We start from the raw sequence: 16,285 nt of genomic DNA, 5'->3' as shown, positions 1-16,285 counted from the left end.
CGGTCATGTGCGGCATTGCAGGCATCTTTCACCTCGAAACCGCCAAGCCGGTCGATCCGGCGCGTATCCGGCTGATGACCGATGCGATGCTGCACCGGGGTCCGGACGGCCATGGCTGCTGGACCGCGCCGGGCGTGGGCCTCGGGCATCTGCGGCTATCGATCATCGATCTGGAAGGCAGCGCGCAGCCGATGGCGAGCGCGGACGAGGCCGATGTGCTGAGCTTCAATGGCGAGATTTACAATTTCCAGGAGGTGCGCGCCGAGCTGAGCGCACTCGGCCACGTCTTCCGCACCTCGGGCGATACCGAGGTGATCCTGGCGGCCTGGCGGCAATGGGGCGTGGATTGTCTCGACCGGCTCAACGGCATGTTCGCCTTCGCGATCTTCGACCAGCGCCACCAGCGGCTGTTCATGGCGCGCGACCGGCTCGGCGTGAAGCCGCTGCAATATGCGAGCCTTCCCGATGGCAGCGTGATCTTCGCCTCTGAGCTCAAGGGCCTGCTCGCGCATCCGGCGCTGCGCCGCGCGCCCGACATCCAGGCGGTCGATGACTATCTCGCCTTCGGCTATGTTCCCGACCATCGCTGTTTCGTCAGCGGCGTGAAGAAGCTGCCTGCCGGGCATTATCTGATGCTCGAGCGCGGCAAGCCGCTTCCCGAACCGGTGCGCTACTGGGATGTCGATTTCTCGCGCCGGGCGAAGGGATCGGTCGCTGATCTGCAGGCGGAGCTGCTGCACCATATGCGCGAAGCGGTCGCCTCGCGCATGGTCGCGGACGTGCCGCTGGGCGCGTTCCTCTCGGGCGGGGTGGACTCTTCCACCGTGGTCGCGCTGATGGCCGAACGCTCGACCCAGGCGGTGAAGACGTGCAGCATCGGCTTCGATGTCGCAGCATTGGACGAGAGCGATTATGCCCGACGCATCGCCGAACGCTTCGCCACCGATCATCGCAGCCGCACCGTCTCGCCCGACGATATCGCGATCATCGATGCGGTCGCCGCGCAGTTCGACGAGCCTTTCGCCGACGCCTCGATGCTGCCCACCTTCCGCGTCTGCCAGCTCGCGCGCGAAAGCGTCACCGTTGCGCTGTCGGGCGATGGCGCGGACGAGGCACTGGCGGGCTATCGCCGCCACGTTTTCCACCATGGCGAGGAGCGGGTGCGGAGCCTTTTGCCGCAGGGCTTGCGCGGCCCGGTCTTCGGAGCGCTCGGCGCGCTCTACCCCAAGGCGGACTGGGCGCCGCGCCCGTTGCGCGCGAAATCGACCTTGCTGTCGCTCGCGCGCACCGGAGCGGAAGGCTATACGGACGCGGTCGGCGTGACCAACCATGCCGCGCGGCATTCACTCTATTCGGACAGCCAGCGCGCCGCGCTCGGCGGCTATCGCGGCGAGGATCACATGATCGCGCTGATGCAGGCGGCTCCGGCGCGCTCGGGGCTCGATGCCGCCCAATATGCGGACATGAAGCTGTGGCTGCCCGGCGACATCCTCACCAAGGTCGATCGCACCAGCATGGCCGTCAGCCTGGAGGCGCGCGAGCCGCTGCTCGATTACCGGCTCATCGAGTTCAGCGCCTCGCTGCCCGAGGCGATGCGCGTGCGCGGCGGCCAGGGCAAATGGCTGATGAAGCGCGCGATGCGCGGCACCTTGCCCGACGACATTCTCTATCGCCCGAAAATGGGCTTTGTCAGCCCGATCGCGCAATGGTTCCGGGGGCCGCTCGCCGATCAGGCACACCGGATCGCCAGCGGGTCGGCGCTCGCGCGCAGCGGATGGTTCAACACCGCGCGCCTGACCGAGATCGCAGAGGCGCATATTTCCGGGCGCAGCGACAATGCCCGGCTGCTCTGGCAGCTATGGATGCTCGACAAGGCGCTCGACCGGATATTTTGACCCGCGCCGTCAGAAATTCACCACCATCTGGCCATAGGCATAGCGCGTATCGCCAAAGCCGGTGGCGTTGGGGGCTTCATCGAGCAGCTGCCCGGTCGTAAGTATCGCGGCGCCCGCCTCGAGCCGAAGGCGTTTTTCGATCAGCCAGTGGCCCAGCCGCACCTCGACCATATGCCCGGCAAAGCGGCCCGAGCGTCCCTTAGGATCGACGGGTCCATTGTTGCCGAACCGGTCACGGCGATTGTGCACCCAGGCGGGGCGCCACAGGGTCATGACATCCCAGCGTGGCGCGGGGGCAATCTCGCCGCGCAATCCGGCCGCGAGCAGGTTGGTGCGCGCGAGCGGACCGAAAATGCCGCTAGGGCCAAGCTCGAACCGGCGCGGACCGAACAGCGTATCGAACCGCGCGAAACGATCGGGTGAACGCGGGTCATCGCCGCTGGCGAGATCGAACAGCGCCGAGATGCGTGGCTTGCCGGGCAGGGCGGGGCTGTAGCCGAACTCGGCATGTGCGAAGAACGCGCGGACGTCCAGGCGGCGCGCATTGGCGGCGACAGACGCGCGTACCGTGCCGGTCTGTACCGCGCCTTCGAGATCCATATCCCATTGGCCCGGTTGGGGAGCACGGTGGAGCCTTGCGCCCCAGGTGAACAGATGCCGGTTGCGCGTCGGGCCGTTGACGCCGTCGCGCTCGTTCAGGCCGAAGACATTTGTCTGCAGCGTCACGCCGTCGAAGAGATCGGGCCGGGTATAATGTGCGCCCCAGAACGTCAGGTCGAGGCTCTCGCGGTCCAGGCGGACCTCGTTGTCGAGCAGCTCGTCTCGGTCGACCGGCAGCCGCACATGCGGCAGGGCGTAGAAGGCGACGAGATGGTCGCCGACCTTGCCACGCCAGTCGAGCCTCACTCCGGTAAAGCTGTTGATGGTGTTGCGGAACGCGTTGCGACCGGCCAGTCGGCGCGAGCCCAGATTGAGGTGGAAGCGTCCCGCGGTCAGTTCGACCGGTCCGTCCGAATAGCCGATCGAGGCACGGCTTAACTCGAGGGCATTGACCTCGCTCGTGCTGACCGCGCCGGGTGCGTCGGCAAAATAGGCGCGGGCGTCGATCAGTTCGGCGGAAAAATGCCAGGGGCCGGCGCGATAATCGGCGGCAATAGCGGTCTGAATGGTGACAGCATCGTCGCGCGAGGGCAGGCCAGGGCGGAACTGGCCTTCGAGAAGCTCGTAGCGCACGCGCAGGCTGCCAGTGATCGTGAACGGGCTGGCCTTCTCCGCTTTCCGTCGATCGCTCGAATCCGGAACCGGCGCAGTGCTGGGGGCCATGGTCTGCGCGTCAGCGGGCGCGACGGATATCGTCACCCCGATCGCCAGCAAAGGTGCAAATGCGCGCAAATTCCTTCCCCCGACGGGAACCTAGCGCACAATCGCTCAGGCGGCGAGTGCAGGTTCGACCGGCTCGGTCGAGGCGATCCAGCCGCCGCCGAGCACGCGGTCGCCTGCATAGAGCACCGCGGCCTGGCCGGGCGCGACGCCATATTCGGGCTGGAGGAAGACGAGCCGCCGGCTGGCTCCGCTGCCCTCGATCGTCACGGGTGCGGGCCGGGCGAGCGAGCGCACCTTGGCTTCCATCGGGCCGTCATAGCTGCCGCCGATCCAGTTCATGTCGACGATCTGAGCCGCGCGCGTCGCCAATGCCGAGCGCGGGCCGACGATCACGCGGCGCGTGTCCGCATCGAGCTTCACGACATACAGCGGCACCGGCTGGCCGCCGATCTCCAGCCCCTTACGCTGGCCGATGGTGTAGTGGATCAGCCCCTTGTGTTCGCCCAGCACGCGGCCGTCAATGTGCACGATCTCGCCGCCGGTATCGGCATCGGGACGCACCTTGCGCACCACCGAGGCATAATCGCCATCGGGGACGAAGCAGATATCCTGACTGTCGGGCTTGGCCGCCACGGTCAGCCCCATGTCCTGTGCCATCGCGCGCACCTGAGGCTTGGGCAGGCCGCCGAGCGGGAAACGCAGGAAATCCATCTGATCGTCGGTGGTGGCGAACAGGAAATAGCTCTGGTCGCGCGCCGGATCGTGCGCACGGTGCAGTTCGCTGCGGCCATCGGCGCCGACCACCCGGCGGACATAATGGCCTGTCGCGAGGCAATCCGCACCCAGATCGCGCGCCATCTGCAGCAGGTCGGTAAACTTCACGCCCATGTTGCACTGGATGCAGGGAATGGGGGTACGCCCCGCCATATATTCGTCCGCAAAGCGCTCGACCACGGATTCGCGAAAGCGGCTTTCATGGTCGAACACATAATGCGCGATGCCCAGGCGATCGGCGACCGCGCGGGCGTCGCGGATGTCCTGTCCGGCACAGCACGATCCGGCGCGCTTCACCGCCGCGCCATGATCATAAAGCTGCAGGGTGATACCGATCGTTTCTGCACCGGTGGCGGCGGCAAGGCCTGCGACGACCGATGAATCGACTCCGCCAGACATGGCCACGACGATTCGCCGTGCCTTCATGTCGCCGTCGAGCTGAAATCCGGAAAGGTCGGGGCTGTGCATGCGGCTGCATGTAGCGGCGCTCAAGCCCCAGTGCCACCCCGTCGCGGCAAAAAATTGCCGCAGGTTGATACTGTGAAAACCCGTGTTTTCCGGCGATTTCGGACCAGTCTTAGCGCCAATTAACCAAGTCTAATCAGCCATGAAGGCTGCCTTTACCTGGTCTTACGGTTTGCCTGATACACCCTGGGCATGGACATGAACTTCCCCCATGACTCAGTCCACCTGGCCCAAGGCGTGCCGATCAACCTGCGCGCCCTGGATATGGACATCCTGCGTGCGCTGGCGTGCGCGCCGGTCGTCTCGCGTTCCGACCACCCCCCCATGGTTAAGAACGCAGGCGACTCGGTGGGCGTGCTGGCCGCGTGGCTGGCTGGCCGGATTCGGGCCGACCAGGTCGTGCGGGGCAGCTTCAATCCGCACTTTGCCGACGCGCTGAACCGTTTCACCCCATCGGAACAGCATGGTCAAAATGACGTTTACCATTGTGCTTCAGTCAATCGAAAAGCCGATTGGTTACACCCTGGCCACGCGCAAAGTTGCAGTAACCAGGCCTTTTGAGGACGTGATGATCGAGAATCAGAAAATCAAACCGGCACAGGTCATCGGTCCGCTCGGCGAACCGCTGACGCTGGACAACCTGCCGGCCCCGGGCACCAAGCGCTGGGTGGTGCGTCGCAAGGCGGAAGTCGTCGCGGCCGTCAATGGCGGTCTGTTGACGATCGACGAGGTATGCGAACGCTATGACCTGACGCTGGAGGAGTTTGCCTCGTGGCAGCGTGCGGTCGACCGGTCGGGCATGCCGGGCCTGCGGGTCACGCGTATCCAGCATTATCGCGATCTCTACGAGCGCCAGCAGCGCTACTAAGCTTCCCCCTCCAAGCGAAACAATAAAGGGGCGCGGTCCGCATATGGACCGCGCCCCTTTTCTTGTTCTGCGGAAAGCCGGACCCGGACCGGTGGTGCCGGTGCGGCCCCGCGGCTTATTCGGCCGCTGCCGCTTCCATGTCGCCCGACTCCGCAGCCTTGCGGCGCGGTGCGGCACGACGCTTGGGCTTTGGCGCTTCGGCCTCGACCGGCGCTTCGCTGGCGCTGCCGATCGCGGGCGGCAGGATCATCGGATCGAGCGCATTGGTGCCTTCCGGTTCAGCAGCGCGGGGCAGGCGGCCGCGACCACGCAGCGTGCGGCGCGGTTTGGCGTCGCCTTCGCTTGCGTCCGCAGTCTCGACCGGAGCCGGGGCGGCCACCGCCTCATCCTGACGCACTTCGGTATCCTGACGCTGGCGGGGCTGACGCTCCGCGCGCTCCTGACGCGGGCCCTCTTCGCGATCACCGCGAGGGCGGCGCTCGCGGCGCTCGCCGTTCTGGCGATCTCCGCCCTGGCGCTCATTATTCTGGCGGCCCTCGCGCTGCGGATTGTCGCGACGCTGGGTGCGGGGCTCGTCCTGCTCCTCGCCATCCTCGTCCTGGCTCCGCGCACTCGCATCATCGGCCTGATCCTGCGCATAATTGCGCTGTCCCTGGCCTTGCGGCGCGCCGTAGATGCCGTCGTCCTCGTCGTCGGCATAGTCGCCGCCAAGGTCGCGGCCCTGATCCTCGCGGGGGCGGCGATATTCGTCCTGACGGGCACGGTTGTCGGCGAGCACGCGGAAATAATGGTCGGCAAACTGCAGATAATATTCGGTGGCCACGCGGTCGCCGTTCATCTGCGCATCGTGCGCCATCTTCTTGTATTTCTCGAGCATCTGCGTGGCATTGCCGCGCGCCCGGCTGTCGATCCGGTTGCCCTGATCCATGCCTCCGCCGCGACCATTGTTCTGCGGACGGTTATTGCCACGGCCGCGACGACGGCTCGTTCCACGATTGTTGTTCAAAGTTGACGCTTCCTTATCAGTCGCAAGTGTCCTGCGTGTCCTCTGCGCGTCCGTGCAGGCGCTGCCCAAAGGCGCGCCGCGCGTCCCAAGCCTTTCATCCGCTTTGAGTGGCCGTGATAAGCTGCCCGAACAAGATGATTGGGGTCAGCAAGCGTGATGGGCCCTTCGCCGGCATCAGCGTTCTTGCTGTACAGGTGGTAGCGGGTCGCCAAGGGCTTGCCAAGCGAAATATCAGGTGGCTGCCCGGCGGCGCAACATCAGTGCGCGGTCATGCCCGGCCAGATCGCGGCGGCATTGCGCGTCATACCCATACGCGGCGGCGATGGCCGAGACCGCTTCCCGCTGGCTCGCGCCGATCTCGAAGATCGCCACGCCTCTATCGGCGAGCAGCGCGGGCAGGGCGGGGATCAGGATTCGATAATCGTCCAGCCCCTCGGCGCCTGCGAACAATGCGGAGTGCGGCTCGTGCTCCATGACCTGGCGGGCAAGCGCGGCATCGGCCTCGATATAGGGCGGATTGGCGAGGATCAGGTCGAACGGGCCGGGCAGGCCTGCGGACCAGCCCTGTGTCCGCCAGTCGCCGTGCACCATCTGCGCGCGATCCGTCAGGCTGGTTGCCTCTGCATTGGCACGTGCGATCTCGAGTGCCTGTTCGCTGGCGTCGATGCCGACGCCGCTGGCGTGCGGAAATTCGCTGAGCGCCGCGAGCAGCAACGCCCCCGACCCGGTACCCAGGTCGAGAATGCGCGTCGGCACTTGCTCGGCAAAGGCCTCGAGTGCGGCTTCGATCAGCGTTTCACTGTCGCTGCGCGGGATCAGGACGGCGGGCGACACGGCGAGAGTGAGCGTCCAGAAATCCTGCCTGCCGGTGATATAGGCGACAGGTTCGTGCGCCGCGCGCCGCGCCAGCCGCTCGGCAAAGCCGGAAGGCACCGGGTCGCGCGTGCGCATGAGCAGCATCGTGCCGCGATCGACGCCCAGCGCATCGGCCATCAGCAGCTCGGCATCGAGCCGGGGTGTGTCGGATATTCCCGAAAGGTCCGTCGCCGCTTCGCGCAAGGCATCGGCGATCGTTGCGCTCTGCGTCATCCGCGAGAACGCGGGAATCCCGCTTGTTCGCCGGTTTTGAAAGGACGCGGGACCCCCGCCTGCGCGCGGGTGACGGCGAGATTCGATCCCGAAAACCTCACCCCGCCATATCCATGTTCGCCAGGCGCGCCGCCTGGTCCTCGGCGGTCAACGCGTTGATCAGCTCGTTCAGCCCCCAGCCTTCGAGAATCTCGTCGAGCCGGTGCAGCGTCAGGTTGATGCGGTGGTCGGTGACGCGTCCCTGCGGGAAATTGTAGGTGCGGATGCGTTCCGACCGGTCGCCCGATCCGACCATCGACTTGCGCGCATCGGCTTCGGCATTGGCTGCCTTGCTGCGTTCGAGCTCATAGAGCCGCGCGGCGAGCACCTTCAGCGCCTTGGCCTTGTTCTTGTGCTGCGACTTCTCGTCCTGCTGCGTCACCACCAGGCCCGAAGGGATGTGCGTGATCCGCACCGCGCTGTCGGTGGTGTTGACGTGCTGGCCGCCCGATCCCGATGCGCGATAGACATCGATGCGCAGGTCGTTGTCGTTGATCTGCACGTCGACCTCTTCGGGTTCGGGCAGGACGGCGACGGTGGCCGCGCTGGTATGGATACGCCCGCCGCTTTCGGTCACCGGCACGCGCTGCACCCGGTGCACTCCGCTTTCGAATTTGAGCTTGGCGAACACGCCCGATCCGTTGACCGAGGCGATGACTTCCTTGAACCCGCCCACATCGGCGGCGTTGGCTGACAGGATCTCGATCTTCCAGCCCTGTTCCTCGGCAAAGCGCGTGTACATGCGCAGCAGGTCGCCGGCGAACAGCGCCGCTTCGTCCCCGCCGGTCCCCGCGCGGATTTCGAGCATGGCCGGGCGGTTGTCGGCGCTGTCGCGCGGCAGCAGCTTGATCGCGAGGGTCCTCTCGGCGGGAGGCAGGCGCTCGCGCACCGTCTCTGCCTCTCCGGCGGCAAGCTTGACGATATCAGGATCGGACTCGTTGTCCGCCATCAGCCCTTCGAGTACTTCCAGCTCGGCGCGCAGGCGGCGCACTTCGGCGGCGGCGCGGGCGACAGGCTCGAGCTCGGCATAATCCTTCGCTGTCTGGACGAACTCGTCGCCCACCAGCGTGCCCGACGCCATCAGCGCCTGCAGTTTGCCGAAACGCGCCTCGATCTGCGCAATGCGTTCACCGGAAATCCGGGTCATTCTTGTGTCTCCCCCCGAGTTTCCACCCAGTCCGCCAGCGCGATTCCCGACGCTGACTTGCTGCTTATCGGCAGAATAACGGCATTTGTCATGGTCTGTGCCATCAAACCGTTGAAATACCGTTCAACAACGCCTCGACCCTGGCCTGCAATTCACTTTGCGGGGCCGATCGAATATTGGCCTTGGCCTGATCGCCATCATGCTGGAAGGAAATCAGAACCTTGGCATCGATCTTTGCTGCCTTGTCGTAACGCTTGCGCGGCGATCCGGTCGCGATCATGTCGGCTGAAATGCCTGCATTGCGCAGCCGCGCCTGGGCCGATGTCGCTGCGCCAAGCGCGCGATCGTCTTCCACCGCGATGATGACATCGAGCCCAAAATCGCGGCCCGAAATGTCGCACAGCATCGCCAGCCGCTCGATCCCTGCGGCCCAGCCGACCGCCGGGGTCGGCGACCCGCCGAGATTCTCGATCAGCCCATCATAGCGCCCTCCGCCGAGCACGGTGCCCTGCGCACCCAGCCGGTCGGTGACGAACTCGAACGCGGTGTGGCGATAATAATCGAGCCCGCGCACCAGCCGTGCATTGCGCGTCCAGGAGACGCCTGCGGCATCGAGCCCGCTGGTTACCTTGTCGAAAAAAGCTGCGGCCTCGTCGGTGAGAAAGGCATCGATATCAGGCGCGGCATCGGCGATCGGTCGGTCCTGGGCTTCCTTGCTGTCGAGGATGCGCAGCGGGTTGCGATCCAGCCGGTCCTGCGAGTCCTGCGAGAGATCGCCCCTATGCGCCTGAAAATGCTCGATCAGCGCCGCGCGCCAGGCGTCGCGGCTGGCGGCATCGCCGAGCGTGTTGAGCTGCAGCGTCACGCCCTCGCTGATGCCCAGCTCGCGCAGGATCTGGTCGGCCATCACCAGCAGCTCGACATCGGCCTGCGGATCGCCCGCGCCGATGATCTCGGCATCGATCTGGTGGAACTGGCGATAGCGGCCCTTTTGCGGGCGCTCGTAGCGGAAGAGCGGGCCGTGCGTCGCAAGCTTGATCGGCGCATATTGCTGCCAGCCATTGGTCAGATAGGCGCGGACCAGCCCGGCGGTGAATTCGGGGCGCAGCGTCAGCGAATCGCCGCCGCGATCGTCGAACGTGTACATTTCCTTCGACACGACATCGGTGGTTTCGCCGAGCGAACGCGCGAAGACCGGGGTCGCTTCGAACACCGGCATTTCGACGCGGCGGAAATTGTACAGGCGGCGCACCCGCTCGAACGTCTCGACCACATGGCCGAACCGTTCCTGGTCTTCACCGAATATATCCTGGGTCCCGCGGATCGCGCCTGGTGTGCTGATTTTGGCCATATTGCGCGCCATTAGCGACTTTTTGGTGCCACGCCAAACCGGCGGGTGCATTTTTTTGGCGGGCATGCTTATGGTGCTGCAAACACGCACATTCCAAAGGGTCCCGAAATTGCGTCAGTTCATCGCTTCCACCGCCATCGTCCTCGCCCTGCTGGCCAGTCCCGTTTCCGCCCAGAACAGCAAGCCTCAGCCCGTGCCCGTCAAGGACATCGTGCCCGCCGCGCGCGACATTCCGTTCCCCGGCGCGATGGCGCTGGAGGTGGACGCGACCGATGTCGATCGCGCGATCTTCCGTATGAAGCAGACGATCCCCGTACCCGACGATGCCCGATCGGCAGGGCGGTTCACCTTGCTCTATCCGCAATGGCTGCCCGGCAACCATGCCCCGCGCGGCGAGATCGAGAAGCTGGTGGGGCTGAAATTCAGCGCCAGTGGCAAGCCGCTGGCCTGGCGGCGCGATTCGCTCGACGTCAACGCCTTCCACATCACCTTGCCCAAGGGCGTGCGCGAGGTGGTGGCGGAGTTCCAGTTCGTCAGCCCGACCGCCGGCAATCAGGGTCGTGTGGTCGTCGCGCCCAAGATGATGAACCTGCGCTGGAACAATGTGTCGCTTTACCCGGCGGGCTATTTCACCCGCAACATCCCGGTCGATGCGACGGTCACCTGGCCCGCAGGCTGGCAGGCCGGCAGCGCGATGCGGCCCAAGCGCACCACCGGCAACAAGGTCGCTTACGAACGGGTCGATTATGACACGCTGGTCGACAGCCCGATGTTTGCGGGCGCGCATTTCAAGAGCTTTGCGCTGTCCGACAAGGTGACGCTCAACGTCGTCGCCGATGCGCCCGAATATCTTGCCGCCACGCCCGACCAGATCGAGGCGCACAAACGGCTGGTCGCCGAGGCCGAGCATCTGTTCGGCGTGCGGCATTATGATCGCTACGATTTTCTGCTGTCGCTGTCCGACGAGATGAGCGGCATCGGCATCGAGCATCATCGCAGCAGCGAAAATGGCGTCGGCACCGGCTATTTCACCGACTGGGCCAAGGGGCCTGGATCGCGCAACCTGCTGCCGCACGAGATGACGCACAGCTGGAACGGCAAGCACCGCCGTCCGCAGGGCATCTGGGCGCCCGATTTCCGCACGCCGAGCCGCGACGACCTGCTCTGGGTCTATGAGGGGCAGACCCAGTTCTGGGGCTATGTGCTGGGCGCGCGGTCGGGGCTGTTCAGCTATCAGGACACGCTCGATGCCTTTGCCAGCATCGCTGCCGGGCTCGACCGCAGGGCAGGGCGCGACTGGCGCCCGCTGGTCGACACGACGCACGACCCCATCATCGCCGCGCGCCGCCCCAAGGGCTGGACCAGCTATCAGCGCAGCGAGGATTATTACAACGAGGGCATGATGATCTGGCTCGAGGCCGACCAGATCATCCGCCGCGAGTCGGGCAATGCCCGTTCGCTGCAGGATTTCGCGCGCAGCTTCTTTGGTGGGCGCGAGGGCGACTGGGGCGTGGTCACCTATGAGCTGCCCGATGTCGTCGCTGCGCTCAACGCTGTCCAGCCCTATGACTGGCAGGGCTTCTTCCAGAGCCGCGTGTTCGAGGTGACGCCAGAGGTCGGCAAGCAGGGTTTTGCGCTTGGCGGATACGAGCTGGTCTATGTTCCGGAGGCGAGCAATTTCATCCGCTCGGGCGAGGCCGCCTCGGGCACCACTGATCTCAGCCATTCGATCGGCCTGATCGTCGAGAAGGACGGCAAGATTGCGCAGGTCATGTGGGGCAGTCCGGCATTCGATGCAGGCATGACCGTGGGCGACCAGATCACCGGGGTGGCCGGACGCGACTATTCGGGCGAGGCGCTGAAATCCGCAGTCGCGGCAACCTCCAGCACCGGTACCGTCCAGCTTCTGGTCAAGCGGGGCAAGCGTTACCGCGAAACCGCACTTTCCTATCGCGGCGGCTTGCGCTATCCGGCGCTCCGCAAGACGGGGCAGGGCGAAACCGGCCTGGACCGCCTGCTTGCGCCGCAAACCCGCTGAACGCTGAAGGAACGGGCAGCCCGTTCTTGCGGGGATAACAGAACAAAGGCATTCAACCTCATGCTTATCAAAGAGATTCCGATCGGCAAGAACCCGCCGAACAATGTCAACGTGATCATCGAAGTGCCCACCGGTGGCGAACCGGTGAAATACGAGTTCGACAAGGCCTCGGGCGCGCTGTTCGTTGACCGCATCCTGCATACGCCGATGCGCTATCCCGCCAATTACGGCTTCATTCCGCACACGCTTTCGCCCGATGGCGATCCGCTCGACGCGCTGGTGGTGGCCCGTTCGCCGTTCATGCCCGGATCGGTGGTGCGCGCGCGTCCCATCGCGGTGCTGAACCTGGAAGACGAGCATGGCGGCGACGAGAAGGTCGTCTGCGTGCCTGATACCGCGACCTTCCCTTATTATTCCGATGTGCGCGAGAAGGAGGACATGCCCGACATCGTCTTCGCGCAGATCGAGCATTTCTTCACCCACTACAAGGATCTGGAAACCGAGAAGTGGGTGCGAATCGGCAAATGGGGCAATGCCGAAGAGGCACGCCGCATCATCACCGAGGCGATCGAGCGCGCCCAGGCCGCCAAGTAAGCAGGCCGGTCATGGGCATGGGGATCGCAGCCTTTCGCAGCGTCGGCAGCCTTGCCGCGCTCGGGGCTGCGATCCTCGCGCTTTCGGCCTGCGCCACGCCCGAGGCGCGCACGCGCGCGGCGCTGGAGCGTACGGGGCTGAGCCGTCCGGTCTCGGCCTGCATGGCCAGCCGCATGGTCGACCGACTTTCGCTGGTGCAACTCCAGCGCCTGGGGCGTCTTGGCAAGCTGCAACAGGCGGGCAGTTTCGACGAATTCCTGCGCCGCACCCGGGCGCTGGGCGATCCGGAAATCCTGGGCGTCGTCAGTTCGTCCGGCCTGATTTGCGCAGTGCGCAACTGACAATCCAAAAACCGCCACGCCCTGTTCGTTTGCAGGGTTTCCTTTGGTGCGCGTCTATGCTTTAGCGCGGCCACATACGTTCATCGACCGATTAACGGTCGGGTTTGGACCGAAAACGAGTCGTCCGCCCGGCCACATCAGAAAGGCATGGGAGCCCTCATGAACATCCACGAATATCAGGCCAAGGAACTGCTCGCGAAATATGGCATCGGCATCCCCGCCGGCCATGCCGCGCTGACCGTCGAAGAGGCGGTTGCCGGCGCCGAAAAGCTGCCCGGGCCGCTCTACGTCGTCAAGGCGCAGATCCATGCCGGCGGTCGCGGCAAGGGCAAGTTCAAGGAACTGGGTGCCGATGCAAAGGGCGGTGTGCGCCTCGCCAAGTCGCTCGACGATGTTCGCAAGGATGCGGGCGAAATGCTCGGCAACACGCTGGTCACCATCCAGACCGGTGACGCCGGCAAGCAGGTCAACCGCCTCTACATCACCGATGGCGTCGACATTGCCGCCGAATATTATCTGTCGATGCTGGTCGACCGCAAGACCGGCCGCGTCGCGATGATCGTCTCGACCGAAGGCGGCATGGACATCGAGCAGGTCGCGCATGACACCCCGGAGCGCATCACCACGATCACGATCGACCCGGCGCAGGGCTTCATGCCGCACCATGGCCGCGCCGTAGCCTTCGCACTGAAGCTTTCGGGCGACCTGAACAAGCAGGCGGCCAAGCTGGCGCAGCAGCTGTATACCGCGTTCATGGATCTCGATTGCGCGATGCTCGAGATCAACCCGCTGGTGGAAACGAAGGACGGCAAGCTGCTCGTCCTCGATACCAAGATGAGCTTCGATTCGAACGCGCTCTATCGCCACCCCGATGTCGAAGCGCTGCGGGACGAGACCGAGGAAGACCCGATGGAGGTCGAAGCCTCGAAGTACGACCTCGCCTATATCAAGCTCGATGGCGACATCGGCTGCATGGTCAACGGCGCGGGCCTGGCCATGGCGACGATGGACATCATCAAGCTGAACGGCATGTTCCCCGCCAACTTCCTCGATGTCGGCGGCGGCGCGAGCAAGGAGAAGGTAACCGCGGCGTTCAAGATCATCCTGTCCGATCCGGCGGTGAAGGGCATCCTGGTCAACATCTTCGGCGGCATCATGAAGTGCGACATCATCGCCGAGGGCATCGTCGCGGCGGCCAAGGAAGTGAACCTGTCGGTCCCGCTGGTCGTGCGCCTGGAAGGCACCAACGTGCAGCAGGGCAAGGACATCCTGGCGAACAGCGGCCTGCCGATCGTCAGCGCCGACAATCTGGGCGATGCTGCCGAGAAGATCGTCGCGCAGGTGAAGCAGGCGGCTTGATTGCATCATCACACCCTCTCCCTTGACGGGAGAGGGTTGCGAAGACTTGGTGAGCGGAACGCGAACCTAGTCGAAGCTGGGAGAGGGTGGCTGCGCGGCGCTTGCGCCCAGCACTGGCCCTCTCCAATTCCGACTAGGCAGTCCTTCGACAAGCTCAGGACCGCCAAGTCTCCATATCCTCTCCCGTGAAGGGAGCGGATGGGCTGTACGCCACCACTTGACGTTTACGTGAACGGAAACTAGATAGCGTTCACGATCATTAGGGAAGGAAGCGCCATGAAGATCCTTGTGCCCGTGAAACGGGTCATCGACTATAACGTGAAGCCGCGCGTCAAGGCGGATGGCACCGGGGTTGACCTGGCCAACGTCAAGATGAGCATGAACCCGTTTGACGAGATCGCCGTCGAAGAGGCGCTGCGGATCAAGGAAGCGGGCAAGGCAGAAGAAGTCGTCGCCGTGTCCGTCGGACCTGCCAAGGCGCAGGAAACGCTGCGCACCGCGCTCGCCATGGGTGCGGACCGCGCGATCCTGATCGAGACCGACGAAACCGTCGAACCGCTCGCCGTCGCCAAGCTGCTCGCCAAGGTCGCGGCCGAAGAAAATCCGGGCCTGATCCTGCTCGGCAAGCAGGCGATTGACGATGACAGCAACCAGACCGGCCAGATGCTCGCCGCGCTGCTCGGCTGGGGCCAGGCAACCTTCGCCAACACCGTGTCGGTCGAAGGCGACAGCGTCACCGTCGCCCGCGAGATCGATGGCGGCCTGCAGACCGTGAAGCTCAACACCCCTGCGATCGTCACCACCGACCTTCGCCTCAACGAGCCGCGCTATGCCTCGCTGCCCAACATCATGAAGGCGAAGAAGAAGCCGCTCGATACCAAGACCCCAGGTGATTACGGCGTGGATATCGCTCCGCGCCTGACCACGCTCAAGGTTACCGAGCCGCCGGTGCGCAGCGCCGGGATCAAGGTTGCCGATGTCGACGCTCTGGTCGGCAAGCTCAAGGAAATGGGAGTCGGTGCATGAAGACGCTTGTATGGGTTGAGCATGACAATGCGGTCATGAAGGATGCAACGCTCGCGGTCGTCACGGCGGCGGGCAAGCTGGGTGAAGTCCACGCCCTGGTCGCGGGCAAGGGCTGCGGCGCGGTCGCCGAACAGGTCGCCAAGGTCGCTGGCGTCGCCACCGTCCATGTGGCCGACGATGCCTCGCTCGAGCACGGCCTGGCCGAAAACGTCGCGCCGCTGGTCGCCAAGCTGATGGAAAGCCATGACGCGTTCCTCGCGCCCGCCACCACCACCGGCAAGAACATCGCGCCGCGCGTCGCAGCCCTGCTCGACGTGATGCAGATTTCGGACATTCTCTCGGTCGAAGGCCCCAAGACCTTCACCCGTCCGATTTATGCCGGCAACGCGATCGCCACGGTCGAATCGTCGGATGCCAAGCTGGTCATCACCGTGCGCGGCACCGCCTTCGACAAGGCCGCGACCGAAGGCGGCTCGGCGGCTATCGAGGCTGTTGGCGGCGCATCGGATGCGGGCCTGTCGACCTTCCTCAGCGCCGAAATCGCCAAGAGCGAGCGCCCGGAACTGACCAGCGCCAAGATCATCGTCTCGGGCGGCCGCGCGCTGGGTTCGGGCGAGAAGTTCGAGGAAGTCATCACCCCGCTCGCCGACAAGCTCGGCGCCGGCATCGGCGCCTCGCGTGCGGCGGTGGATGCGGGCTATGTCCCCAACGACTATCAGGTCGGCCAGACCGGCAAGATCGTCGCGCCGGAAGTCTATGTCGCCGTCGGCATCTCGGGCGCGATCCAGCACCTTGCGGGCATGAAGGACAGCAAGACCATCATCGCCATCAACAAGGACGAGGACGCCCCGATCTTCCAGGTCGCCGATATCGGCCTGGTCGCGGACCTGTTCACCGCGGTGCCGGAGCTGACCGGCAAGCTGTGATCGGCTGATCCGGTTTGGAAATTGCGAAAAACCCCGGCGGGCAA

Annotated in this window: 15 protein-coding genes; 9 read left to right on the top strand and 6 right to left on the bottom strand. The window is 65.0% G+C overall.

The window, feature by feature from the left end; translation table 11 throughout:
• The first annotated feature begins 5 nt into the window (after positions 1-5).
• A complete protein-coding gene (locus tag FG486_RS01465; protein ID WP_181266163.1) occupies positions 6-1,895 on the top strand; it encodes an XrtA/PEP-CTERM system amidotransferase in 1,890 nt (629 codons plus the stop codon).
• 9 nt (positions 1,896-1,904) lie between these two features.
• On the opposite strand, the gene FG486_RS01460 is transcribed toward FG486_RS01465, so the two are convergent.
• A complete protein-coding gene (locus FG486_RS01460; RefSeq protein ID WP_181266162.1) occupies positions 1,905-3,254 on the bottom strand; it encodes an alginate export family protein in 1,350 nt (449 codons plus the stop codon).
• 69 nt (positions 3,255-3,323) lie between these two features.
• The gene (gene mnmA / locus FG486_RS01455) at positions 3,324-4,460 is read right to left on the bottom strand and encodes a tRNA 2-thiouridine(34) synthase MnmA (RefSeq protein ID WP_181266160.1); all 1,137 of its coding nucleotides are present in this window, start codon (positions 4,458-4,460) and stop codon (positions 3,324-3,326) included.
• Between the two features lie 189 nt (positions 4,461-4,649).
• Here mnmA and FG486_RS01450 point away from each other — a divergent pair, with 189 nt between their 5' ends.
• Both FG486_RS01450 and sciP read left to right on the top strand, forming a co-directional pair.
• Complete coding sequence (locus FG486_RS01450; protein WP_181266159.1) at positions 4,650-5,018, top strand: hypothetical protein; 369 nt, start codon at positions 4,650-4,652, stop codon at positions 5,016-5,018.
• Between the two features lie 7 nt (positions 5,019-5,025).
• Positions 5,026-5,325: a CtrA inhibitor SciP gene (gene sciP / locus FG486_RS01445; RefSeq protein ID WP_017670538.1), complete on the top strand. Its 300-nt coding sequence runs from the start codon at positions 5,026-5,028 to the stop codon at positions 5,323-5,325.
• 115 nt (positions 5,326-5,440) lie between these two features.
• Here the strand turns inward: sciP and FG486_RS01440 are convergent, their stop codons facing one another.
• From FG486_RS01440 to hisS, 4 genes are all read right to left on the bottom strand, one after another.
• Positions 5,441-6,331: a DUF4167 domain-containing protein gene (locus tag FG486_RS01440; protein WP_082751125.1), complete on the bottom strand. Its 891-nt coding sequence runs from the start codon at positions 6,329-6,331 to the stop codon at positions 5,441-5,443.
• A 231-nt stretch (positions 6,332-6,562) separates the two neighbouring features.
• A complete protein-coding gene (gene prmC, locus FG486_RS01435) occupies positions 6,563-7,420 on the bottom strand; it encodes a peptide chain release factor N(5)-glutamine methyltransferase (RefSeq protein ID WP_181266158.1) in 858 nt (285 codons plus the stop codon).
• 97 nt (positions 7,421-7,517) lie between these two features.
• Positions 7,518-8,606 carry a peptide chain release factor 1 gene (gene prfA / locus FG486_RS01430; RefSeq protein WP_066281836.1) on the bottom strand — a complete coding sequence of 363 codons (1,089 nt, stop codon included), beginning with the start codon at positions 8,604-8,606 and terminating at the stop codon, positions 7,518-7,520.
• A gap of 103 nt (positions 8,607-8,709) precedes the next feature.
• Positions 8,710-9,957 carry a histidine--tRNA ligase gene (hisS, locus tag FG486_RS01425; protein WP_181266157.1) on the bottom strand — a complete coding sequence of 416 codons (1,248 nt, stop codon included), beginning with the start codon at positions 9,955-9,957 and terminating at the stop codon, positions 8,710-8,712.
• 70 nt (positions 9,958-10,027) lie between these two features.
• Between hisS and FG486_RS01420 the strand changes: the two genes are divergently transcribed.
• From FG486_RS01420 to FG486_RS01395, 6 genes are all read left to right on the top strand, one after another.
• Positions 10,028-11,995 (top strand): M61 family metallopeptidase, encoded by a 1,968-nt coding sequence (locus FG486_RS01420; RefSeq protein WP_181266156.1) that lies wholly within the window; start codon positions 10,028-10,030, stop codon positions 11,993-11,995.
• A gap of 60 nt (positions 11,996-12,055) precedes the next feature.
• A complete protein-coding gene (ppa, locus tag FG486_RS01415) occupies positions 12,056-12,589 on the top strand; it encodes an inorganic diphosphatase (RefSeq protein ID WP_181266155.1) in 534 nt (177 codons plus the stop codon).
• A gap of 11 nt (positions 12,590-12,600) precedes the next feature.
• Positions 12,601-12,930 carry a hypothetical protein gene (locus FG486_RS01410; RefSeq protein WP_337957781.1) on the top strand — a complete coding sequence of 110 codons (330 nt, stop codon included), beginning with the start codon at positions 12,601-12,603 and terminating at the stop codon, positions 12,928-12,930.
• Positions 12,931-13,089: 159 nt separating this feature from the next.
• Complete coding sequence (gene sucC / locus FG486_RS01405) at positions 13,090-14,289, top strand: ADP-forming succinate--CoA ligase subunit beta (protein ID WP_060980253.1); 1,200 nt, start codon at positions 13,090-13,092, stop codon at positions 14,287-14,289.
• Between the two features lie 276 nt (positions 14,290-14,565).
• Positions 14,566-15,315, top strand: coding sequence for an electron transfer flavoprotein subunit beta/FixA family protein (locus FG486_RS01400; protein ID WP_181266154.1), 750 nt, complete (start codon positions 14,566-14,568; stop codon positions 15,313-15,315).
• Positions 15,312-16,241, top strand: coding sequence for an electron transfer flavoprotein subunit alpha/FixB family protein (locus FG486_RS01395; protein WP_066281825.1), 930 nt, complete (start codon positions 15,312-15,314; stop codon positions 16,239-16,241). Before FG486_RS01400 ends, FG486_RS01395 begins: the two co-directional genes overlap by 4 nt.
• The last annotated feature ends 44 nt before the right edge of the window (positions 16,242-16,285 follow it).

It is taken from the genome of Blastomonas ursincola (genome assembly GCF_013607875.1).
Taxonomy (GTDB): Bacteria; Pseudomonadota; Alphaproteobacteria; order Sphingomonadales; family Sphingomonadaceae; genus Blastomonas; species Blastomonas ursincola.
The sequence above is the reverse complement of the archived record's forward strand: the minus strand, read 5'-3'. Positions and strand labels throughout refer to the sequence as shown.